This is a genomic window from Hymenobacter antarcticus, assembly GCF_039539545.1.
GTDB classification, from domain to species: domain Bacteria; phylum Bacteroidota; class Bacteroidia; order Cytophagales; family Hymenobacteraceae; genus Hymenobacter; species Hymenobacter antarcticus.
The window spans coordinates 83,390-104,637 of sequence record NZ_BAABDI010000001.1 but is presented as its reverse complement, the minus strand read 5'-3'; the positions used below and the strand labels follow the sequence as shown (position 1 = coordinate 104,637).

The following is a 21,248-nucleotide window of genomic DNA, read 5'->3' as shown; positions in this document are numbered from 1 at the left end:
AGAAAATGATGTGCCGCTCCCTGCTGGCCCTTGGGCTATTTTCACTGCTAATGGCTGGTCCGGCCGCCGGGCAGACCGTGCCCGATTCGTCGCGGGTGAGCTACAGCGAGGAAGCCGCCCCCGACCCACAGCCCCCGCAAAGCGTGCTGGAGCAGCAGTACCGCCGGTTGATAAGGGTGCAGGTTGAAGAACAGCAGATGTGGAAGCTGGGCCTCAATAATTTCACCACTACTATTGGGACTGACAGTACGGGGGAGAGTTTGTACTACCTGCGCGCGGGGCCGCACCTTACGTATGAGCGCAAGCTGCGGCCGGCCTGGTCTGTTATGGCTGAGCTCAGCCCCGACTTTATCCGTTTTCGGGACAGGGGCACCGGCCGCCTGCGCAATAGCTTCGTTGTGCGCTCCCAGCTGGCTGGCCGCTACTATTATAACCTCGCCCGGCGCATTCGAAAAGGCAAAAGCGCGAGCAACTTCTCGGCCAACTACCTTTCGCTGGCGCTGGGTAGCAGCGTGGGCCGGCAGGCCCAGGAAACGCCATTTTTTGCTTACGAATACGGCGGACCGGCGGTTCGCCTCGACGCCGCCCTGCTCTACGGCCTGCAACGTCGTCTGGGTCGGTATGGCTTTGTCGATTTCACGTTTGGTTTTCCCTTCCATGTCATCAGCGGTACCGGTGCGGCCTCAGCTTCCGCTCCTAATACTGTGATTGTCCTGCTCCGCATCGGGCTGGCGCTGGGCCGCTGACGCGAGTCCTTGTGTGCTCGTTGATTATCCTCTTACCCAACTTTTCTCCTCTTTTTCGTGAACAGCATTATTCCTTTCAATGGGTGGCAAGGCCCTGCAAAAGGCCGTGGGCGGGCTGGCCTGGCGCTTGGGCTTCTCCTAGCCGCAGCCCAGGGAGCCGTGGGGCAGCGGCTGCAGGCAGTGGGCGTCGCGGCCAGCTTTAGCATGGGCCAAACCTGGGCCCGGCAAGCCAGCCTGAGCGTAGCCCAGTTTCAACTGCTGACGGACATTGATGGGTCGCGGCTTGACGATACTGGCAATCGGTTCAGTGGCTTCGCGCGGGTAGGCGTGGGGTTGGGCCGGTTTTTTGTGCAGCCCGAGGTGGCCTACAGCTCAGTTCTGGGGCAGGCGTATGGCTTGACCTATTTCAGCCAGCCGTCAATTCCAGTACCCAACCTGGTCATCTTCACGCCTCGGGTGCGCCGGTTCGAGGTGGCTACGCTCGCCGGCCTGCGCCTCGGCAAGCGGGGCTACCTGCTGGCCGGGCCGGTGCTGGCCTACAACCTGCGCGATAATTATGGCGACCCGAGCGTCGTCTACGTCCCATTAGTTCAAAGCCTCTACGACAGCGTGGTGCCGGTGCAACTGCTGGCCCAAGCGGGCATTGGCACCACCTTCTGGCGCTTCGACGTGAGCGCCCGCTACGAGCATAGCCTCACGCCTTACACCCGGAGGTTCGAATACGCTGGTCAGCAATATGCTTATCGTCAATCGACTAGCCAGGTGATTCTGAATCTGGGATTTCTACTCTACGATAGCCGCCGGCTTGGCCGGTAACCTTAGGCTACTCCCCTCAGCGCCGATGAGCCGGGTAGTCTAAGGTTGGGCACATTTCATCACGGAATCGGCAGCGTGCACGGGGAATGGGTAATCTTTACACCCCGAAACCCCAATTCCGTCCCGCTACCTCCGCCCAGTGCTTCGTTTTTTCAAAAGCTCCCTGCCGGCCCAGCTGCTGGCTCTGCTGCTGCTGGTGCTGGCCCTGCGTTTGCCATTGCTCTGGCTGGGCCTGCCCGTGACGGCCGCCGAGCTGCGGGCCCTGCTGGTGGGCGAGCGGGTGCACGGCGGGGCCATGCCCTACCGCGACCTCTACGACGGCACCGCGCCGCTGGCCGCCGCTTTCTTCGCCAGCCTCGATGCCGTGCTCTCGCGGCCGGTGTGGCTCTACCGGATAGTGGCGCTGCTGCTGCTGCTGGCGCAGGCCCTGCGCCTCAACCTGGTGTTCAACCGCTACGACGTGCACCCGGAGCGCGGCTACATTGCAGCCCTCACCTACCTGCTGATAGGCAGCGTGAGCACCGACTTGGATGCGCTGTCGCCGCTGCTGCTGGGGCACACCTTCGTCGTGTTTGCGCTGAGCGCGCTGCTGCCCACCTCCCGCGAGGGCTACGACAACCGCCGCCTGTTCCGGGCCGGGTTCCTGATTGGCGTGGGCGCGCTGTGCTACCTGCCGCTGAGCTTGTTTGTGCTGGTGGGCCTGTTTGCGGTGGTGATTTTCGCGGCCAACTCGTTTCGGAGCTCGCTGCTGCTGCTGTGCGGTTTTTTCTTCCCGTATGCGGCAGTAGCCACGTTCTTTTTCTACACCGGGGCGCTGCCGGGCTTCGCGCAGTTTCACCTGCAGCCGGGCCTTACCGATTTGATTGCCAGTGGCCTGCCCGCCGGCCTGCAGCTGCGCCTGCTGATAGTGCCCGGCCTGGTGCTGGCGCTGGCGCTGCTGCGCGCCCTGGGCACCTCGCTGGGCCTGGTGTTCCAGATAAAGTTTCGGCAGCTGATGCTGGTGTGGTTGGCGGTAGCCTTTGCCACGGCGGCCGTGGAGCGCGGCGGCGCGGCGGGGGTGCTGGTGCTGCTGCTGCCGCCGCTGGCCTACTTCAGCCTGTTTTTGTGGCAGCGCTCGCGCCGGCCCCTGCTGCTGGAGCTGGGGCTGCTGCTTATCCTCAACGCGGCGGTGGTGCTGCGCTTCCGCGCCCATGTGCCGCGCCTCGAAAGCCTGCTGCACATGCCCGCCGAAAGCCGGTTTGGCCTGCTGCCCGACCCGCGCTACGCTACCCTGCGCGGCCAGACCTTACTCATCCTCGGCCCCGACGACCGCGCCTATTTCTACAATCGTCCGGCCACGCCCTACCTGGACTGGAACCTGTCGCAAATTGACTTTGGCCACCTTACAGAATATGCCGCCGTGGTGCGGGTAGCCGAAAAAATGGGCACCGTACCTCCCGCCTACCTCCTCGACCAAAGCAACCAGGTGCCGCGGCTGAAGCAACTGCTGCCCGCCGTTTTCGGGCCTTACGAGCCGACCAGTACGCTTAACCTGTACCGCCGCCGGCCCTAGTGCCGGGGCGCTACACCCAGCACCAGGCCACGGCGCGCCGTTCGGTAGGCACGTTGCGCAGGAAGGTTGCCAGCGGCTCCAAATCGGTGAGCAGGGACGTGAGCACCACCACGCGGCCGTCGTGCAGGTGCAGGCGCAGGTAGTCGTAGCGCGCCCAGAAGCTGCGCCGGGCCCGGCAGGTCACCCGCTCTATGCGGGCCAGGTCGCGCCGCTCAAACGCCACCCGCTGGCCCGCTTCGTACACTTCCAGCAGGTTGCTATCGGGCTGAAAAACCAGGGTGGTTTCGTGGTTCAGCGTCCAGTAGCGCAGGTGCAGCAGCAGCGCCGGCCCACTCAGCAGCAGGGTGAAAAGCACGAAGCCCGCCGTCAGCAGCCACACGAACGTGCTGGCGGCCTGCTCGCCGCCCATGGCCACGGCTGGCACCACGCTCAGCCCCGCTCCCAGCGCTAGCAGTGGCCAGAACAGCAGCCGCATTTGCCGCGCCGCCGTGGTTTGATACACGTGGGTGCGCTTCGAGAAAAGCCCCGTAACCCAGCGCGCCGCGCCCAGCACCAGCAAAAGCACCGCCGCTATTTCGAGCAGCGGACGAAAAATCGCAGACTTCATAAAGTAGAGCTACCGAGCCGGACTATGCGCCCACTTGCACCCAGGCTTCCCCCTCCGCGTGGGTCCGCAGCCGGCCGAAGCTTTCCAGCGCCAGCCCGTTCTTCTCGAACACGGCCAGCACCGCCGCCCGGCCCTCGGGGGCCACGCACACCAGCAGGCCGCCCGAAGTCTGCGGGTCGCAGAGCCAGTTGCGCTGCTCGTCGCTGATGGCGCTCACCTTGTGGCCGTAGCTGGTCCAGTTTCGCACCGTGCCGCCGGGTACGCTCCCTTGCTTCAGGTAAGCCTCGGCCGCTGCGATGCGGGGTACTTTGCTAAAGTCGATTTCCGCCGTCAGGCCGCTGCCCTCGCACACCTCGGCCAGGTGCCCGAGCAGGCCGAAGCCGGTCACGTCGGTCAGGGCCGTCACGGCCGGCAGCTTGCTTAGCTCCGCCCCAATCTTATTCAGCTGCATCATCTGGGCTGGCGCGATGCTGGCGTCCTCATCCCGCAAAATGCCTTTTTTCTGCGCTGTGGTTAGAATGCCCACCCCCAGCGGCTTGGTCAGAAACAGCTCCGAACCGGCTGTGGCCGTGTCGTTCTGCTTCAAATCCACAATGTCGACCATGCCCGTCACGGCCAGCCCAAAAATGGGCTCCGGCGAGTCGATGCTGTGGCCGCCGGCCAGCGGAATGCCGGCTTCGGCGCAGATGCTGCGCGCTCCTTCCAGCACGCGGGCGGCTACTTCGGGCGGCAGCTTATCCACGGGCCAGCCCAGCACGGCAATGGCCAGCAGCGGCCGCCCGCCCATGGCGTACACATCCGAAATGGCATTGGCCGAGGCAATGCGCCCAAAATCGTAGGCATCGTCCACGATGGGCATGAAGAAGTCGGTGGTCGAAATCACTGCCTGCCCCCCGCCGATGTCGTACACCGCCGCGTCGTCGCGGCTGGCATTGCCCACCAGCAGCTTGTCGTGCTGCGGCTGGGCAATGCTGGTGTGCAGCATCTGGTCGAGCACGGCGGGGGCGATTTTGCAGCCGCAGCCCGCGCCGTGGCTGTATTGGGTGAGTTTGTATTCCATAAGGTTCAGAATTCAGGGTCGGTGCAAAAGTAAGCGGGCATTAAACGTGTACCCCGAATTTCCAATTCGGCCGCGTGAACGAGTCGGTCAAGCATCGTTCACGCGGCCGAATTGGAAATTCGGGGTACAAGTCCCTGGCGCTGCTATTTAATGGCAATCGGGGCTTCCAGGTTTTCCCAGCGCAGCACCAGGCCGGTCGGTTTCACCTCGTAAACCAGTCGCTCGCTCATGCTGGCCGCCTTGCGCGGCGTCACCACCACGCGCAGCGCATCCTGCTTCGCGTCGTACTCATAAGCACCCCACTGGTTCGGCACCTTGTTAAAGATGACGGTCCATTGCTTCTCGGTCGGCAGCACGAAGAAGCCATACTTGCCGGCCGGCAACGCCTTGCCTTCCACCATCACCGCCTTGCTGAACTCTACCGTGGTCGCCTCGTTGGCCCCGGCGCGCCACACCTGGCCATAGGGCACCAGCCCACCCCAGATGGGGCGGCCCTTCACGGCCGGGCTGCTGTAGGCCACGGTCACATTCGAAGCGCCAACCTTGCCCGTTGCCTTCGCCGCCGGGCTGGGCTTGGCTTCCTTGGCCGGCGCGGCTTGGGCCTGGGCGGTGTTGATGATGAGCACGGCGGCCAGACCGAAAGCGGCGCGGCGAAACAATTGCAGAGTGTTCATAAGGCTTATAGCATTAAACATGAGGAAATTTTTGGGAGTGTTACGTGCCAATGCCGGGAAACCCGATGCAATGACTCAAGGTTCTAAAAGCGGGAAACCCAGGCCACAGTTGCGTCCCGAGCCTCAGGGCTACCAAAGCCTGCTCACGCCCCCGAAGTCCCGCATTGCTTGTAATCCTTCCGGTATTGTCGTATCTTTACCCCCGAAGTTGGTATTCGCTTTAGCAAAAAGGGGACGCGCAGTCCCCTCTTTTTTTGCCCGCTTGTTTCAAAAACTATGTCTTTCGACCGCACCCTGCTGCTTGAAATGCTCCGCGACGCCATCGGCGACCAGGAGTTGTTCATCGTGGGCCTCACCGTGTCCGATTCGGTGCTGCCGAAGGTGACCGTTACCCTTGATGGCCCCGAGGGCCTGGCCATTCAGGCCTGCGCCACCATCAGCCGCCGCCTGGCGCGCCGCATCGACGAGCACTACGGCGAGGAATCGGCCTACTCCCTGGAAGTCACCAGCCCCGGTGCCGACCAGCCCCTGACCGACTCCCGCCAGTACCCGCGCCACATCGGCCGCTCGCTGGCCCTGAAGCTGGCCGACGGTACCGAGAAAACCGGTACCCTGCTCGCCGCTACGCCCGAAGGCGTGGAAATTGAAGAAGTCATCAAACAAAAAACCAAGAAAACGACCCTGCCCGCCGCCTTCTATCCTTTCGGGGATATTCAGGAAGCCAAGGTTGTTATCTCCTTCAAGTAATAATCACGGATTTCACGGATTTTAGCGGATTTCACGGATTTTGTAGACACCGTCAACTGTCTTCTACATTCTCCGAAATGTATTTCCTCTGCGATAAAATCGACTACAAAATCCGTGAAATCCGTTTAAATCCGCAAAATCCGTGATTTATGAATAGCCACGAACTCATTGAATCCTTCGGCGAATTTGCCCGGAGCAAAAACATTGACCGGCCCACGATGATGAGCATCCTGGACGACGTGTTTCGCACCATGATTCGCAAGAAATTCGACCAGGACGAAAACTTCGACGTTATCATCAACCCCGATAACGGCGACCTGGAAATCTGGCGCAACCGCGAAATCGTGGACGACAACTCCGAGGACATCTGGGACCACGACAAAATCACGCTCACCGATGCCCAGAAAATCGAGCCCGATTTTGAAGTAGGGGAGTCCGTGGCTGAAGGCGTGAAGCTGGAAGATTTCGGCCGCCGGGCCGTGCTTATGGCCCGCCAGACGCTGATTCAGCGCGTGAAGGACCTCGAGCGCGACAACCTGTACCAGAAGTACAAGGACCAGGTGGGCGAAATTGTGACCGGCGAAGTGTACCAGGTGTGGAGCCGCGAGGCGCTCATCATGGACAAGGACGACAACGAGCTGGTGATGCCGAAAGGTGAGCAAATCCCCAAGGACCGGTTCCGCAAGGGCGATACCGTGCGCGCCGTGGTGCACCGCGTAGAGGTGATTAACGGTACCCCGAAAATCATCCTTTCGCGCGCCGCCCCGGCTTTTCTGGAGCGTTTGTTCGAGTTGGAAGTGCCCGAGATTTACGATGGTCTTATCGTCATCAAGAACGTGGTGCGCGAGCCCGGCGAGCGCGCCAAAGTAGCCGTGGAGAGCTACGACGAGCGCATCGACCCCGTGGGTGCCTGCGTGGGCATGAAGGGTAGCCGCATCCATCCGGTAGTGCGTGAGCTCGAGAATGAGAACATCGACATCATCAACTACACCGATAACCTGGAACTCTATATTGCGCGGGCACTATCGCCGGCCAAGGTGGGTTCTATGAAGATAAACCAGGAGAGCGGCCGGGTTTCCGTGTTCATGAAGCCTGACCAGGTGAGCCTGGCCATCGGCCGTGGCGGTGCCAACATTAAGCTGGCCAGCCGGTTGGTGGGCATGGAAATCGACGTGTTCCGCGAAGCCATCGACTATGAGGAAGACATTTCGCTGGACGAGTTCCAGGACGAAATCGAGCCTTGGGTACTGGCCGAGCTGAAGAAAATTGGTCTGGATACCGGCCGTGCCGTGCTGGCCGTGAAGAAGGACGACATCGTGCGTCGGACCGAGCTCGAAGAAGAAATGGTGGACGACGTGTACCGCGTTATCCGCCAGGAATTTGCCGACGACGAGGACCTCGACGACAGCACCCTGGAAGCTGCTAAAACCCGTGCCAGGACCGATGCAACGGCTCCAGATGCTGCTGCAGATGCCGCTGCAGATGCCGCTGCTACCGACGAGGAAGCGGCCGTAACGCACACTTCGGCCACCGAAACGGCTCCCGAGCACATCCCGCTGGCAACAGAGGAAACCGACGAAAACAAACCAACGACTGAGGAAGCGGGCGCAAGCTCTCCCGCCGAGCCAGCCCAATGACGGCCGCGCGGCCGGTACGGCAAGGGTAACAAATCGTGTCAGTAGGCACGGTTTGCACCCTGCTGGCAAGATTTATTGTAATACCTTTGCACTTAGAAGCGTATCGTACGCGAGAAAAGATTAGAATGGCGGAAGCAACCCCGAAACGGCTACAACAGGCGGCCAAAGACCTGAATATTGGAATGGACAGGGTGGTAGAAGCCCTGGCCAAGAAAGGTATACAAGTAGAGAACAAGCCGACCACTAAGCTCACTGGTGAGCAGGTGGCCTCGCTTGAGAAGGAGTTCGCATCCTCTGCTCATGACCGGCAGGAGGCGCAGAAAGTCATTCAGGCCAAGCGCCAGAGCGACCTTGATGCGGCTCCCAAACCTGCTGCGCCAGTTCACCGGCCCGCTCCGGTAGCGGCCCCGGCCGCTAAGCCGGTGCCCGCTGTTCCGGCTCCTGCGCCAGTAGCGGCAGCACCTGCCCCGGTTTCGGCTCCCGCCGCTCCGGTAGCTGCTGCTCCCGCTGCGCCTAAGGTGGAGGCTCCAGCCCCGGTTCCCGCTCCTGCTGCCGATGCACCCGCCGTACCCGGCCTGAAGGTGATGGGCAAGATTGAGTTGGATAGCAAAGGCCGCGTTGTGCCGCCCAAGCCCAAGCCAGTCGAAGCACCAGTTGCGGCTGCGCCAGTAGCTACGCCGGTTCCGGCTCCAGCTGCTCCCGTTGCACCCAAAGCCGAAGCTCCGGCCGCTCCCGCTCCTAAGGTGGAAGCTCCCGTTGCTGCTGCGCCAACTCCTGCACCTCAGGCTCCGGTCGCTCAGCCGGTGGCTAAGGTGGAGGCTGCGCCTGTCGCTGTCGCCCCGGCTCCAGTTGCCCCGGTTCCGGCCGCCCCAGTGGCTCCGGTCGCTGCAGCCCCGGTTGCCGCTACTCCTGCCGCCGCGCCAGCCGAAGTTGCTCCCGCTACTCCCGAAGACACCAGCACCATCGTTGCCAAGTCGGACACGCTGAAAGGCCTGACCGTATTGGGCAAGATTGACCTGTCTTCTATTAATAATGACCGTCGTGGTCCGGGTGGCCGTGGCCCCCGCCCCATTGCATCGTCGGATGTGAGCAAGCGCGGCTTGCCCGCTGGCCCCGGCCAGAAGAAGCGCACCCGCCTGCCCGGTCCTGCTGGCAGCACTACCAGCCCGCCCAGCCCCGGCTATCAGGGCAACCGCCCGGCTGGCGCACCCGGCCAGGGTGGCGGCTACCAGGGCAACCGCCCCGCCGGTGGCCCTGGCCAGCGCCCGGGTGGTCCCGGTCAGCGTCCCGGTGGCCAGTCGGCTCCCAAGCCTAATGCCCCCGCACTTACCCCTGAACAGGCTGAAAAGCAGATTCAGGAGCAGATTAAGGCCACATTGGCCAAGCTCGGTGGCAACAAGGGCGGCAACACGCAGAACCGCGCCAAGTATCGCCGCGACAAGCGGAGCATGCTGGCCGAGGACCGCGAGGCCCTGCGCGCACAGAACGAGCTCGACGCCAAAATCCTCAAGCTCACTGAATTCATCTCGGCCCACGACCTGGCCTCGCTGATGGACGTGAACGTGAACGAGGTTATCAAGGTGTGCCTGGGTATGGGCATGTTCGTATCCATCAACCAGCGCCTTGATGCCGAAGCCATTACAGTAATTGCCGACGAATTTGGTTTCGATGTGGAATTCCTGTCGAAAGAAGAGGAAGAAATCAGCATCGATGCCGGCGACAACGAAGAGGACCTGCGCCCCCGCGCCCCCATCGTGACCATCATGGGCCACGTCGACCACGGTAAAACCTCGCTGCTTGACTACATCCGCGACGCGAGTGTGGCCAAGGGCGAAGCCGGCGGCATCACGCAGCACATTGGTGCCTACGAGGTGCGGACCAAGTCGGGCCAGGCCATTACCTTCCTTGATACACCGGGTCACGAAGCCTTTACGGCCATGCGTGCCCGTGGTGCCAAGGTTACGGACATTGCCATCATTGTGGTGGCGGCCGACGACTCGGTGATGCCGCAGACCAAGGAAGCCATCAACCACGCGCAAGCGGCTGGGGTGCCGATTATCATCGCCCTCAACAAGATTGACAAGCAGACCGCCAACCCCGAGAAAATCCGCGAGGAGCTTTCCCAGATTAACATTCTGGTGGAAGAATGGGGCGGCAAATACCAGAGCCAGGAGGTTTCGGCCAAATCGGGTATTGGTATTGAAGAGCTGCTGGAAAAGGTGCTGCTGGAAGCCGAACTGCTCGACCTGAAAGCCAACCCTGACCGTGGGGCCATTGGTACGGTTATCGAAGCCTCGCTGGACAAAGGCCGCGGCTACGTGACTACCGTGCTGGTGCAAACCGGTACGCTGAACGTGGGTGACATCATTCTCGCCGGCCCGCACTTTGGCCGCGTGAAGGCCATGACGGACCACCGTGGTAAGAAAATGAAAACCGCGCCGCCCGCTACGCCGGTGCAGGTACTCGGCCTCACCGGGGCCCCGCAGGCCGGCGACCGCATCCAGGTAATGGAAACGGAGCGCGAAGCCCGCGAAACGGCTACCCAGCGCCTGCAGCTGGCCCGTGAGCAGACCATCCGGACCAAGAAGCACATCACGCTGGACGAAATCGGTCGCCGTTTGGCTATCGGCTCGTTTAAAGAACTTAACATCCTGGTGAAGGGCGACGTGGACGGCTCAGTGGAAGCACTTTCCGACTCCTTGCTGAAACTGAGCACGCCGGAAGTGAAGGTGAACATCCTATCGAAAGGGGTGGGCGCTATCTCGGAAAGTGACGTACTGCTGGCTTCGGCTTCCGACGCCATCATCATCGGCTTCCAGGTGCGGCCCTCGCAGAGTGCCCGCAAGCTGGCCGAGCAGGAGCAGATTGACGTGCGTCTCTACAGCATCATTTACAATGCTATCAACGAGGTGAAGGATGCCATGGAAGGCATGCTGGCCCCAACGGTGCAGGAAGTGGTGGTGGCCAACGCCGAAGTACGGATGGTCTTCAACATCACCAAAGTGGGCACTATTGCCGGCTGTATGATGACGGAAGGTACGTTGAGCCGCAAAACCAAGGTGCGGGTAGTGCGCAACGGCATCGTGCTGCACACCGGCGAAATCCAGGACCTCAAGCGTTTCAAAGACGACGTGAGCGAGGTGCGCCAGGGCTACGAGTGCGGTATCTCCATCAAGAACTTCAACGAATTGATTGAAGGAGACAACATCGAAGGCTTCGAAGAGAAGGAAATCAAGCGCACACTCTAAAATCACGGATTACGCGGATTTCAGCGGATTTCACGGATTTTGTAGTCGATTGCGTTCTGCCATAAAGAGGCCACCCGTTTGGGTGGCCTCTTGTGTTGTAGCGCAAGGCTTGCCCGCATTAAACCTTAACTGAAAAAGGCTTGCCATTTGGCAAGCCTTTTTCGCTGGTCGAATCGACTACAAAATCCGTGAAATCCGCTAAAATCCGCGTAATCCGTGATTTAGAAGAGGAGGAATTTCTTGTTGCTTTTGTGCTTGTGCACCAGCGGCTTGCCAGCGGGGTTGGAGCCGCCCATGGGGTGGCTCATGCCGCGCTTTTGCTGGGCGTAGCCGGGTTTGCCGGGCTTGGCTTTGAACTTGCGAACCATGAAGCCGTTGCCGCTGCGGTTGGAGTCGAACTGGCGCTCGGGCGCACCATTGCGGCCGCCGAAGCTGGTGTTGCCGGTGCGGGCCTCGAGCAGTTCAAGCTGCTGGTCGCGCTTGATTTCGTCGGGGCTCATGGCGGCGCGGCGCTGGTTGCGGGCCAGGCCCTCGGCGTTGTTGCTGTTGTTACTGCGAGCGCCGGCTTCGCTGCTGCCCTGGCCGGGCATGGGGAAGGCCGGGCCCGTTTGGGCATGGGCGGTACCAAAGCTCAGGGTGCTTAGTAGCGCGGCGGCAAGCAATGTTTTCATGTTAGCCAAAGAGGAAAATGGGGAAGGGGGTTGCGGCCTAACGAATGGGAGAAGTGGGTGGTTCAATACGCGACGCGAAATGTGCGCCCGCCTCCGGTAAGCCGCCCCTAAGTTCGCAACTTATTTTGAATCGACTGCTTACCTGCCTTCAATAAAACGAGGACTTGAAGCAAAACGGGTGAAATTTCCGCCTAATATGCGGTAAACAGCGGTTTTTTCTGGCCGAACGGCGTGGGTGCTTAAACGCGGCCGGTGCGCAGCGAATCGCGGATTTCCATGAGTAGCTGCTGGTCGGTGGTGGGGGGCGGGGCCACGGCTACTACCTCGACGGGGGCTTTTTTCATCTTGTTGGCCGCTTTTACAATCATGAAGATGATGAAGGCGATGATGAGGAAGTTGATAAGCGCATTCAGGAACAGGCCGTAGTTGATGGTACCTACGCCCGCCTTTTTGGCTTCTGCGATGGTGGCGTACTGCTGGCCGTTCATGGCAATGAACAGGTTGGCGAAGTCGACTTTGCCCAGCGCCAGGCCAACGACGGGCATGATGATGTCGTCGGTAAGGGAAGTGACGATTTTGCCGAAAGCCGCGCCGATGATGACGCCAACGGCCAGGTCGAGTACGTTGCCTTTGGCGATAAATTCCTTGAATTCGGAGACAAATCCCATGGTAGCAAAAGGTTGAAAAGTGAAAGAATAACGGGTATGGCGTTAAAGCTAAGTCTTTAAATCAAGAGCCCGATGCTTCAATATGCTTGCAAAGTTGGTTGCCCAGACTGGAGCGGTTGGGGCGGTTTCGTCCGACGGAGGCTGCCGGGCGGCAAACCACGGCATTGGCCCGACCAGCACCACCGGGCGCGTGTCCTATCTTTGGCGGGGCCAGCCTTATGCGGGGCCTCCTTTTTTTATGTCTGCTTCTTTCGATAACCTGCTCTACGACCTGGATGCCGCCAGCGGCATCCTCACCATCACCATCAACCGGCCCACTAAGCTCAACGCGTTGAATGCGGCCACTATTGCCGACATCGACGTGGCCATGCAGCGGGCGCTGGACGAGCCGCAGGTGCGCGGCATTATCCTCACGGGTAGCGGCGAGAAGGCCTTTGTGGCCGGCGCGGATATTGCCGAGCTGGCGGCCCTCACCCCCGCGCAGGCGGCGCGGGCGGCCGAGTACGGTCAGGAAACCTTCTGCCGCATTGAGGAAAGCACCAAGCCCGTGGTGGCGGCCGTGAACGGCTTTGCGCTGGGCGGCGGCTGCGAGCTGGCCATGGCCTGCCACATGCGCGTGGCCTCGGACAATGCCCGCTTCGGCCAGCCCGAGGTGAACCTGGGCTTGGTGCCCGGTTACGGCGGCACGCAGCGCCTGCCCCAGCTTATCGGTAAGGGCAAGGCCATTGAGCTGCTGCTCACGGCCGATATGGTAAAGGCCGACGAGGCCCTGCGCCTGGGCCTCGTGAACCACGTAGTGCCGCAAGCCGAGCTGATGACGTTCTGCCAGCAGCTGCTGGGTAAGATTCTGGGCAAGGCCCCGCTGGCCGTGAGCATGGTGCTGGAGTGCGTGAACGCGCACTACGCCAAGGATGCAGACGGCTACGCGGCCGAGGTAAAAGCCTTCGGGCAGGCGTTTGAGAGCCACGATTTTAAGGAAGGTACTACTGCTTTCGTGGAGAAGCGCGCGGCGGTGTTCATTGGCAAATGAGAATTAAAAATGAATAATTAAAAATTAAAAATGAGCAGAAGAACTGCCAGGTACCTACTCGTTGGGTCAACTTTTAATTTTTAATTCTCAATTTTTAATTGGTTCAGAATGAGTGTAGTAAAAAAACTGGCTTCGCAGACGGCCGTGTATGGTATCAGCAGCATTGTGGGCCGGGTGCTCACCTACCTGCTGGTGCCGATATACACGGGAGCATTTGCGGCGGCCGAGTACGGTGTGGTGACGGGGCTGTACGCCTACGTGTCGTTTCTGAACGTAGTATTCACCTACGGCATGGAAACCACGTATTTCCGCTTCGCCAACCGGTCGGGCACCGACCGACGCGAGCTGTACGACCGCACGCTGAGCCTGCTGCTGCTCACTACCATCGGGCTCACTATCGGGCTGATGCTGCTGGCCCGCCCGCTGCTGGGGCTGCTGGAGATTCCGGCCGGCAATGAGCGGTACGCCATCTGGGTGGCCCTGATTCTGGGGCTGGATGCGCTCACGGCCATTCCGTTTGCGCGGCTGCGGCTGGAGAACAAGGCGCGCCGGTTTGCCGGCATCAAGCTGGCGGGCATCGTGGCCAACGTGGTGCTGAACCTGTTTTTTATCGTGCTGTGCCCGGCCGTGGCCAGCGGCAAGTGGCTGCCGGGCCTACAGCCGTTGGTGGCGCAAGTATACGACCCCACGGTGGGCGTGGGCTACGTGTTTCTGAGCAACCTGTTTGCCAGCGGCCTCACGCTGCTGCTGCTGGGCCGCGAGCTGCTGGATTTCCGCTTCCGGCTGAACCTGGCGTTTCTCAAGCCGCTGCTGCAGTACGCCTACCCGCTGATGCTGATGGGCCTGGCCGGCATGGTGAATGAGACGCTGGACCGCATTCTGCTGCCCAAGTGGCTGCCGGAAGGGTTTTACCCCGGCCAGAGCAGTCTCACGGCGGTGGGCATTTACGGGGCCTGCTACAAGCTGAGCATCTTCATGTCCTTGGTTATTCAGGCGTTCCGCTACGCGGCCGAGCCGTTCTTCTTCGCCCAGAGCACCGAGAAGAACTCGCCGGCCACGTTTGCCATGATTCTGAAGTGGTTTACGCTGTGTTGTGCGGTGATTTTCGTTGGTATCAGCCTGAATGTGGAGGATTTCGGGCAATTGTTTCTACGGCGGCCCGAGTATTTGCAGGGCTTGGTGGTGGTGCCCATTCTGCTGCTGGCCAACCTGTTTTTGGGGGTTTACTACAATCTGTCGGTGTGGTTCAAGCTCACTGATAAAACCTATTACGGCACCTACATCGGGGCCGGGGGCGCGGTGCTCACCATTGCCCTCAACTTTTTGCTGATTCCGGTGCTGGGCTACCTGGGATGCGCGCTGGCCACGCTGGCCTGCTATTTTATGATGGCGATATTGTGCTGGCGGCTGGGCGAGCGGCACTTTCCGGTGCCGTACCCGGCGTTGCGGCTGGGGCTGTGGCTGCTGTTTGCCTCGGCGCTGGTGGGTTTGGGCTGGGGCGTGCGTGTGGCCGACTGGTGGGCCCGCCACGCCTGGCACGCGGGCCTGACGCTCGTGTTTCTGGCGGCACTGTATGTGGTGGAGCGGCCCCGGCGGGCGGCCCCTAGCCCGATTTAAGCCGCCGCCTGCTGGTATAGTATCGTTTATATATTTGCGGTGCGAGCCGTATTCAGACCGCTTGCTTTTCTATGCACATTCCCGTTATAAACCACTCCCGGCACCCGTTGCCCGAATATCAAACGCCCCACGCCGCCGGCCTCGACCTGCGCGCCAACCTGGAGGCCCCGGTGACGCTGGGGCCGCTGGAGCGGGCCCTCATTCCGACGGGCCTGAGCCTGGAAATTCCGGTGGGCTACGAGGCGCAGGTGCGGCCCCGCAGCGGGCTGGCCTACAAGCACGGCATCGGGCTGGTGAACAGCCCGGGCACGATTGATGCCGACTACCGGGGTGAAATCAAGGTGCTGCTCGTGAATTTATCCAACGAGCCTTTCGTGGTGAACGACGGCGAACGTATTGCCCAACTGATAGTTGCCAAACACGAAACCATAAGCTGGCAGCCCGTCGAGGCCCTGAGCGAAACCCAACGCGGCGCGGGCGGGTATGGAAGCACGGGAAAGAAGTAATGATTAATGATTAGCGGTTAGTGGTTAATGTCGCCCGATAGAAGGGGGACAACCACTAGCCATTGACCACTAATTATTTATCATTTACCACTAATCATTAACCACTAACCACTGATGAAAATAATCGTCCCGATGGCCGGCATGGGCAAGCGCATGCGCCCCCACACCCTCACCGTTCCCAAACCGCTGATTCCGATTGCGGGCAAACCCATTGTGCAGCGCCTCGTGGAGGACATTGCCAAAGTGTGCGGCGACCAGGTAGAGGAAGTGGCCTTCATCATAGGGCGCTTCGGCGACGCAGTGGAAAAAAGCCTCGTGAAAATTGCCGAATCGGTAGGGGCCAAGGGCACCATCGTGTATCAGGACGAGCCGCTGGGCACGGCCCACGCCATTTTGTGCGCTCAGGAATCGTTGAGTGGGCCCGTGGTGGTGGCCTTTGCCGATACGCTGTTCAAAGCCGATTTTACCCTGGATTCCAGCGTGCCCGGCACCATTTGGGTGCAGCAGGTGGCCGACCCCAAGCCGTTTGGCGTGGTGAAGCTGGATGCGCAGGGTCGCATCACCGACTTCGTGGAGAAGCCGCAGACGTTTGTCTCGGACCTGGCCATTATCGGCATCTACTACTTCCAGGATGGCGAGTACCTGCGCAGCGAGCTGCAATACCTGCTCGACAACAACATCATGGACAAGGGCGAGTACCAGCTCACCAATGCCCTGGAGAACATGAAGAACAAAGGCACGGTGTTCGTGCCCGGCCGCGTAACCGAGTGGCTGGACTGCGGCAACAAGGACGCCACCGTATTCACCAACCAGCGCTACCTCGAGTACCTGAAGGAGCGCGGCGAGTCGCTGGTGGCGGAATCGGCCATTATCACCAATTCGGTGCTGCTGGAGCCGGTGTACATCGGCGAAAACGCGGTAATTACCGATTCGGTGGTGGGCCCGCACGTGAGCCTGGGCGACCACGCCAACGTGCGCGATTCGCGCCTGTCGAACTCCATCGTGCAGCAGTCGGCTTCGGTGCTGAATGCAGTTATTACAAACTCGATGATTGGCAACTTCGCGAGCGTGACCGGCACGCCCGACGATTTGAGCCTCGGCGATTATAACCAATTGCGCGTGTGACGTTTTAAGCCGGAAATGCGTTAGCAGCGACGCGGCCTTCTGGTGGAGGCCGCGTCGTTGGCTTATTACCCGTAATTTCGTGAGCCGGGCCGCAAGTCCGGTTTTATTATATATGCGTCAAGTTGTTCTGAGTCTGCTGTTTTGGTTGGGGCTGGCGGCCGTGGGTTACGCGCAGCCCACGGATGGCGCGCCGGCACCCGCCAAGCTAAGCCGCCGCGAACAGCGGGCCCTGGAAAAAGAACAGCGCGACACCAACAAGAAGCTGGCCGAAGCCAAAGCCCGCCGGGCCGAAGTGCGCGGTGGCATGAGCGTGCAGGCCTCGGAGCGCGAGCGTGAGCAGAGCGAGGCGCTGTTTGTAGATGGCGTGAAGTACGTGCTGCTGGAGGACTACACCAAGGCCCTGGAGCGCCTGCTGAAAGCCTACGCCCTCAACCCCGACAACGCGGCCATCAACTACAAGATAGCCGAGGCCAACCTGCTGGGCGGCAACCTGCGCGACGCGGCCAACTACGCCGATGCCGCCACCCGGCTCGACCCGCAAAACGCCTACTATTACCTGCTGCTGGCCCAGATTCAGGCCAGCCAGAAGCAGTATGATGCCGCCACCAAGACCTACGCGGCCCTCATCAAACAGGTGCCCAATTCTGGCAGCTACCTGTTCAACCTGGCCGATTTGTATCTGGCCCAGAATAAGCTGCCCGATGCCCTGACCACCCTGGACCAAGCCGAAAAGGAGTTCGGGCAGGTCGATGAGATTTCCTTCAAGAAGCAGCAGATTTTCCTCAAGCAGAATAAGCTGGACCTGGCGCTGGCCGAGGGCGAAAAGCTCATCAAAGCCAGCCCGAGCGAAGCGCGCTACGTGCTGGCCCAGGCCGAGATGTACGCCAGCAACAACCGCCTGGCCGATGCCGCGCGGGTGGCCCAGCAGGCCCTGAGTCTCGATGCCTCCAACCCCCAGGGCCACCTGATTCTGGCCGAAGTATACCGCCAGCAAAACCTGCCCGATGAGGCGGCCCAGCAGCTGAAACTGGCGTTTTCCAGCCCGGCGCTCGACATCGACGAGCGGGTGCGTATTCTGGTGGGCTACATCAAGCAGCTGCCTAACCCCAAGGCAGCGGTGAACCAGCTGGCGCTTGATTTGGCGGCGGCCACCGTCAAAACCTTTCCCAAGGAAGCAAAGTCCTACGCCGTGGCCGGCGATATCCAGACCCTGACCGACCAGAAAAAAGAGGCCCGCGATACGTACCTGCAAGCCCTGCGCTACGACAACTCCAAGTTCCAAATCTGGCAGCAGGTGGTGCTCATTGATGCCGAGCTGAACCAGACCGATTCGCTGCTCGTGCACACTGACCGGGCCCTGGAATTATTTCCCAACCAGGCCTCGCTGTGGTTTTACAACGGCGTGGCGCACTTGCTGAAAAAACAGCCGCAAAAAGGCGTGAAAGCCCTGGAGCACGGCCGCAAGCTGGTAGCGAACAACACGGAGCTACTGAGCCAGTTTGATGCCCAGCTGGGCGATGCCTACCACGAGCTGCGCGATTACGAAAAGTCGGACGCGGCCTACGAAGCCTCCCTAGTCAGCGACCCCAACAATGTGCAGGTGCTGAATAACTACAGCTATTTCCTGTCGTTGCGGGGCGTGAAGCTGGAGAAGGCCAAGCAGATGTCGGGCAAGGTGGTGAAGCAGTTCCCGGACAGCGACACCTACGTCGACACCTACGCCTGGGTGCTATACAAGCAGAAGGACTACGCCGGGGCCAAAGCCAGCCTCGAAAAAGTGGTGCCAACCACCAAAGATGCTTCTGTTATTGAACACTACGGCGACATCCTGTTTCAGCTAGGTGAGAAGGACAAGGCTGTGGCTGAGTGGCAGCGGGCCCGCAAAATGGGCACCGCGTCCGAATTGCTGGACCGCAAACTGAAAGACCGTAAGCTATATGAATAAACTCACTTTGCTGCTGGCCCTGGGGCTGCTACTGGGCAGCTGTGCCCGCAAAGCCGTGCCCACTACTTCGGGCAAGGGGCCCGGCACCTCGGTATCGGTGGCCGAGCCGATGGTGCGGGCCACCAACACGTCCTTCACATTCCTGAGCGCCAAAGGCAAGGCCCAAATCACGATGAAGGGCGAGAAGCAGGGAGCTAACATCTCGTTGCGTATGCGCCGCGACAGTATTATCTGGGTGACGGCCGGCCTGCTGGGCGTGGAAGGCGTGCGGGCGGTGCTCACCCGCGACTCGGTACGGGTGCTGAACAAGCTGGAAAAAACCTACTTCACGGGTGGCTACGACTACCTCAGCAAGCTGCTGAACGTGCCCGTGAGCTTTGCCCAGATGCAGGCCCTGCTGCTGGGCGACTACCTGCCAGCCCCCACCGGCACCACGCCCACCGTGACCAACGAAGAGGCTGGCCGCCAGCGCGTGGCCTACCCGCTGGCGGGCGTGCTGGTCGAGCGCATTTTGCAGGCCACCGGCCGCGTGCAGCAGCTCAAAGTGAGTGACGACGCCAGCAAGCGCAACCTCACCGTGGACTATACCGATTTCAAGCCCCTGGAGCAGCAGGACGACATCACCTTCGCCCATGCCACGTTTATTCAGGCCCAGCAGGCGGCAGCGGGCGTGGTCACGGCGGCCCTCAACTACACCAAGGTGAACGCCGGGCGCGAGCGGCTGGCGTTCCCCTTCACGGTGCCCAAGGGCTACAAGCGTCAGAAATAAGGAGCAGAATTTAGGACTGATGCGCGTTGAATAAGCAGGTACGAACGGCTGGTGGTGAGAAGTGCGGCGCGGGCCAGTCCCGGGCGGGCCTGGCGTGTGGGCACTGGTGGCTGCTGGCCCTGCTGGGGCTGTGGCTGGCCACGCCCGTGGCGGCGCAGCAGCGCCCAAAAAAGAAAACGACTAAAACGACGACGACGAAAGCCAGGCAGCCTTCGAAAACAACCAGCCGCACGAAGCGGCCCGCCACCACGCGCAACGCGCGCCCCAAAAGCAAGGACCAGCTGGAGCGTGAGCGCCGGGCCAACCTGCGCCAGATTCAGCAAACCAGCCAGGCGCTGGACCAAACCCAGGCCCGGAAAAAGGTGAGCCTGGGCCAGCTGAATGTCATCACGGCCAGGCTGACGGAAAAGAAGCAGGTTATTCGGGGGATTTCAACCCAATTGCAGGGCATCGAAACCAACGTGCACCAAACCGCCGGCCAGGTGCTGAAAACCCAGCAGACCCTGCGCGAGCTCAAGGCCGAGTACGCGCGGCTGCTCTACACGGCTGCCAAAACGTCCAGCGGATTCAACCGGTTGATGTTTTTGTTCGCGGCGGAGTCGTTCAACCAGTTTGCGCTGCGGCTGCGCTACATCCGGCAATACACCGAGGAGCGGCAGCGGCAGGCGGCCCGCATTGTGGGCGCGCAGCAGCGCCTGCACCAGCAGCTTTCGGGCCTCACGCGGCAGCAGCAACGCAAAAGCAGCCTGCTCAATACCCAGCTCAGCGAAAACAAGAGCCTGCTCACCCTGAAATCAAAAGAAGACGACATGGTGCAGCAGCTCAGCCAGCAGGAGCAGGGCCTGCGCCAGGAGCTGGAAGAGCGCCGCCAGGCCGTCAACCGCCTCGATAACCTGATTGCGGAGCGCGTGCGCGAAGAAATAGCCCGCGCCGCCCGCGTTGCCCGCTTAGCCGCCCGGCGCGAAGCCAACCTGGCCGCCGCCAGCGCCGCCCGCCGCGCCGCCGCGGCCCGTAGCGGCGGAGGCGGGGCCGGACCCACCCGCCCGCGCCGCGACCCGGAAACGGTGACCAGCGCCCCGGAAGCAGCCGGCGACAACCCCACCGCCGCGCCCGAAAACGACGCGCCCGAAACCGCTGCCGAAACGGCGTCTGACCGCCGGGCCGTGCGCATTGCCCTCACGCCCGAAACGGCGGTGCTCTCGTCGTCCTTCTCCGGCAACCGGGGCCGGCTGCCCTGGCCCGTGGGCCGCGGCTTCATCAGCCAGCGCTTTGGGCGGCACCCCCACCCGGTGCTGCGCAACGTGACCGTCGAGAACCGGGGCGTGGACATTCAGACCGGGGCCGGCGAGGCCGTGCGGTCCTGCTTCGATGGCAAGGTGCTCACCATTGCCAACATCGCGGGTATGAATACCATCGTCATGATTCAGCACGGCGACTTCTTCACGGTGTATGCCAAGCTGCGCTCGGTGAGCGTGCGGGAAGGCCAGCGTGTGAGCGCCCGCGAAGTCATCGGCACGGTCGCCACCGATACCGAAGGCACTTCCGAAGTGCAGTTTCAGGTGTGGCATAATTCCTCGAATCTGAACCCGGAAAACTGGCTGGGCCACAAGTAGCCTCCCTCGCTAATGAGCGCAAAAAGCGGAGACGGGCAAAAAAAAACCCGAGCCAAAGGCGCGGGTCTTTCTGAGCTATGAAAACAAACTTAGTTGCCGGTTGCAGGGGCTACTAGCCGGCTGCAACTGATAACCGACGCAAAACTGGGGGATTCCCGGTTATTATGGCCAATAATTCGGCGAATTGGGTTGCTGGCGCGGTGAATGCCTCATTTGC

Annotated in this window: 17 protein-coding genes and 1 pseudogene; 13 read left to right on the top strand and 5 right to left on the bottom strand. The window is 61.2% G+C overall.

Annotation, left to right across the window (positions count from 1 at the left end; all coding sequences use genetic code 11):
• The first annotated feature begins 5 nt into the window (after positions 1 to 5).
• The 3 genes from ABD819_RS00345 (at position 6) to ABD819_RS00335 (ending at position 3,114) form a co-directional block, all read left to right on the top strand.
• Positions 6 to 746, top strand: a complete 741-nt coding sequence (locus tag ABD819_RS00345) for a hypothetical protein (RefSeq protein WP_345119763.1) — start codon at positions 6 to 8, stop codon at positions 744 to 746.
• A gap of 204 nt (positions 747 to 950) precedes the next feature.
• On the top strand, positions 951 to 1,562 hold the full coding sequence (locus ABD819_RS00340) for a porin family protein (protein WP_425553867.1): 612 nt from the start codon (positions 951 to 953) through the stop codon (positions 1,560 to 1,562).
• 139 nt (positions 1,563 to 1,701) lie between these two features.
• The gene (locus tag ABD819_RS00335; protein ID WP_345119761.1) at positions 1,702 to 3,114 is read left to right on the top strand and encodes a hypothetical protein; all 1,413 of its coding nucleotides are present in this window, start codon (positions 1,702 to 1,704) and stop codon (positions 3,112 to 3,114) included.
• Between the two features lie 10 nt (positions 3,115 to 3,124).
• Here the strand turns inward: ABD819_RS00335 and ABD819_RS00330 are convergent, their stop codons facing one another.
• The 3 genes from ABD819_RS00330 to ABD819_RS00320 all read right to left on the bottom strand — a co-directional run bounded on the left by ABD819_RS00330 (position 3,125) and on the right by ABD819_RS00320 (position 5,455).
• Positions 3,125 to 3,721 carry a PH domain-containing protein gene (locus ABD819_RS00330; protein WP_345119760.1) on the bottom strand — a complete coding sequence of 199 codons (597 nt, stop codon included), beginning with the start codon at positions 3,719 to 3,721 and terminating at the stop codon, positions 3,125 to 3,127.
• 22 nt (positions 3,722 to 3,743) lie between these two features.
• Positions 3,744 to 4,781 carry a selenide, water dikinase SelD gene (gene selD / locus ABD819_RS00325; protein ID WP_345119759.1) on the bottom strand — a complete coding sequence of 346 codons (1,038 nt, stop codon included), beginning with the start codon at positions 4,779 to 4,781 and terminating at the stop codon, positions 3,744 to 3,746.
• A 143-nt stretch (positions 4,782 to 4,924) separates the two neighbouring features.
• Positions 4,925 to 5,455: a DUF2911 domain-containing protein gene (locus ABD819_RS00320; RefSeq protein ID WP_345119758.1), complete on the bottom strand. Its 531-nt coding sequence runs from the start codon at positions 5,453 to 5,455 to the stop codon at positions 4,925 to 4,927.
• Positions 5,456 to 5,731: 276 nt separating this feature from the next.
• On the opposite strand from ABD819_RS00320, the gene ABD819_RS00315 reads away from it, so the two are divergent.
• The 3 genes and pseudogenes from ABD819_RS00315 to infB all read left to right on the top strand — a co-directional run bounded on the left by ABD819_RS00315 (position 5,732) and on the right by infB (position 11,087).
• Positions 5,732 to 6,202 (top strand): ribosome maturation factor RimP, encoded by a 471-nt coding sequence (locus ABD819_RS00315; RefSeq protein ID WP_345119757.1) that lies wholly within the window; start codon positions 5,732 to 5,734, stop codon positions 6,200 to 6,202.
• A gap of 149 nt (positions 6,203 to 6,351) precedes the next feature.
• A pseudogene (gene nusA, locus ABD819_RS00310) lies at positions 6,352 to 7,584 on the top strand (transcription termination factor NusA); the annotation flags it as partial.
• A 437-nt stretch (positions 7,585 to 8,021) separates the two neighbouring features.
• Positions 8,022 to 11,087 (top strand): translation initiation factor IF-2, encoded by a 3,066-nt coding sequence (gene infB / locus ABD819_RS00305; protein ID WP_425553866.1) that lies wholly within the window; start codon positions 8,022 to 8,024, stop codon positions 11,085 to 11,087.
• A gap of 221 nt (positions 11,088 to 11,308) precedes the next feature.
• Here the strand turns inward: infB and ABD819_RS00300 are convergent, their stop codons facing one another.
• Positions 11,309 to 11,758 carry a hypothetical protein gene (locus ABD819_RS00300; protein ID WP_345119754.1) on the bottom strand — a complete coding sequence of 150 codons (450 nt, stop codon included), beginning with the start codon at positions 11,756 to 11,758 and terminating at the stop codon, positions 11,309 to 11,311.
• 239 nt (positions 11,759 to 11,997) lie between these two features.
• Entirely contained in the window at positions 11,998 to 12,426 is a 429-nt protein-coding gene (mscL, locus tag ABD819_RS00295) for a large conductance mechanosensitive channel protein MscL (protein ID WP_345119753.1), read from the bottom strand.
• Between the two features lie 238 nt (positions 12,427 to 12,664).
• On the opposite strand from mscL, the gene ABD819_RS00290 reads away from it, so the two are divergent.
• From ABD819_RS00290 to ABD819_RS00260, 7 genes are all read left to right on the top strand, one after another.
• The gene (locus ABD819_RS00290; protein WP_345119752.1) at positions 12,665 to 13,456 is read left to right on the top strand and encodes an enoyl-CoA hydratase/isomerase family protein; all 792 of its coding nucleotides are present in this window, start codon (positions 12,665 to 12,667) and stop codon (positions 13,454 to 13,456) included.
• Between the two features lie 108 nt (positions 13,457 to 13,564).
• A complete protein-coding gene (locus ABD819_RS00285; protein WP_345119751.1) occupies positions 13,565 to 15,073 on the top strand; it encodes an oligosaccharide flippase family protein in 1,509 nt (502 codons plus the stop codon).
• A 71-nt stretch (positions 15,074 to 15,144) separates the two neighbouring features.
• The gene (gene dut / locus ABD819_RS00280) at positions 15,145 to 15,579 is read left to right on the top strand and encodes a dUTP diphosphatase (RefSeq protein WP_345119750.1); all 435 of its coding nucleotides are present in this window, start codon (positions 15,145 to 15,147) and stop codon (positions 15,577 to 15,579) included.
• 114 nt (positions 15,580 to 15,693) lie between these two features.
• Positions 15,694 to 16,704, top strand: coding sequence for a sugar phosphate nucleotidyltransferase (locus tag ABD819_RS00275; protein WP_345119749.1), 1,011 nt, complete (start codon positions 15,694 to 15,696; stop codon positions 16,702 to 16,704).
• A 112-nt stretch (positions 16,705 to 16,816) separates the two neighbouring features.
• The gene (locus ABD819_RS00270) at positions 16,817 to 18,649 is read left to right on the top strand and encodes a tetratricopeptide repeat protein (protein ID WP_345119748.1); all 1,833 of its coding nucleotides are present in this window, start codon (positions 16,817 to 16,819) and stop codon (positions 18,647 to 18,649) included.
• Entirely contained in the window at positions 18,642 to 19,418 is a 777-nt protein-coding gene (lolB1, locus tag ABD819_RS00265) for a lipoprotein insertase outer membrane protein LolB1 (RefSeq protein WP_345119747.1), read from the top strand. Before ABD819_RS00270 ends, lolB1 begins: the two co-directional genes overlap by 8 nt.
• 26 nt (positions 19,419 to 19,444) lie before the next feature.
• Positions 19,445 to 21,031: a murein hydrolase activator EnvC family protein gene (locus tag ABD819_RS00260; RefSeq protein WP_345119746.1), complete on the top strand. Its 1,587-nt coding sequence runs from the start codon at positions 19,445 to 19,447 to the stop codon at positions 21,029 to 21,031.
• Positions 21,032 to 21,248: the final 217 nt, after the last annotated feature.

Excerpts from the sequence above, each read along its gene's own strand:
- ABD819_RS00275 (WP_345119749.1), top strand. The coding sequence starts at position 15,694 with ATGAAAATAATCGTCCCGATGGCCGGCATGGGCAAGCGCATGCGCCCC.
- ABD819_RS00320 (WP_345119758.1), bottom strand. The coding sequence starts at position 5,455 with ATGAACACTCTGCAATTGTTTCGCCGCGCCGCTTTCGGTCTGGCCGCC.
- ABD819_RS00345 (WP_345119763.1), top strand. The coding sequence starts at position 6 with ATGATGTGCCGCTCCCTGCTGGCCCTTGGGCTATTTTCACTGCTAATG.
- ABD819_RS00330 (WP_345119760.1), bottom strand. The coding sequence starts at position 3,721 with ATGAAGTCTGCGATTTTTCGTCCGCTGCTCGAAATAGCGGCGGTGCTT.
- ABD819_RS00270 (WP_345119748.1), top strand. The coding sequence starts at position 16,817 with ATGCGTCAAGTTGTTCTGAGTCTGCTGTTTTGGTTGGGGCTGGCGGCC.
- selD (WP_345119759.1), bottom strand. The coding sequence starts at position 4,781 with ATGGAATACAAACTCACCCAATACAGCCACGGCGCGGGCTGCGGCTGC.
- infB (WP_425553866.1), top strand. The coding sequence starts at position 8,022 with ATGGACAGGGTGGTAGAAGCCCTGGCCAAGAAAGGTATACAAGTAGAG.
- lolB1 (WP_345119747.1), top strand. The coding sequence starts at position 18,642 with ATGAATAAACTCACTTTGCTGCTGGCCCTGGGGCTGCTACTGGGCAGC.
- ABD819_RS00315 (WP_345119757.1), top strand. The coding sequence starts at position 5,732 with ATGTCTTTCGACCGCACCCTGCTGCTTGAAATGCTCCGCGACGCCATC.
- ABD819_RS00340 (WP_425553867.1), top strand. The coding sequence starts at position 951 with ATGGGCCAAACCTGGGCCCGGCAAGCCAGCCTGAGCGTAGCCCAGTTT.
- ABD819_RS00290 (WP_345119752.1), top strand. The coding sequence starts at position 12,665 with ATGTCTGCTTCTTTCGATAACCTGCTCTACGACCTGGATGCCGCCAGC.
- mscL (WP_345119753.1), bottom strand. The coding sequence starts at position 12,426 with ATGGGATTTGTCTCCGAATTCAAGGAATTTATCGCCAAAGGCAACGTA.
- ABD819_RS00285 (WP_345119751.1), top strand. The coding sequence starts at position 13,565 with ATGAGTGTAGTAAAAAAACTGGCTTCGCAGACGGCCGTGTATGGTATC.
- ABD819_RS00300 (WP_345119754.1), bottom strand. The coding sequence starts at position 11,758 with ATGAAAACATTGCTTGCCGCCGCGCTACTAAGCACCCTGAGCTTTGGT.
- dut (WP_345119750.1), top strand. The coding sequence starts at position 15,145 with ATGCACATTCCCGTTATAAACCACTCCCGGCACCCGTTGCCCGAATAT.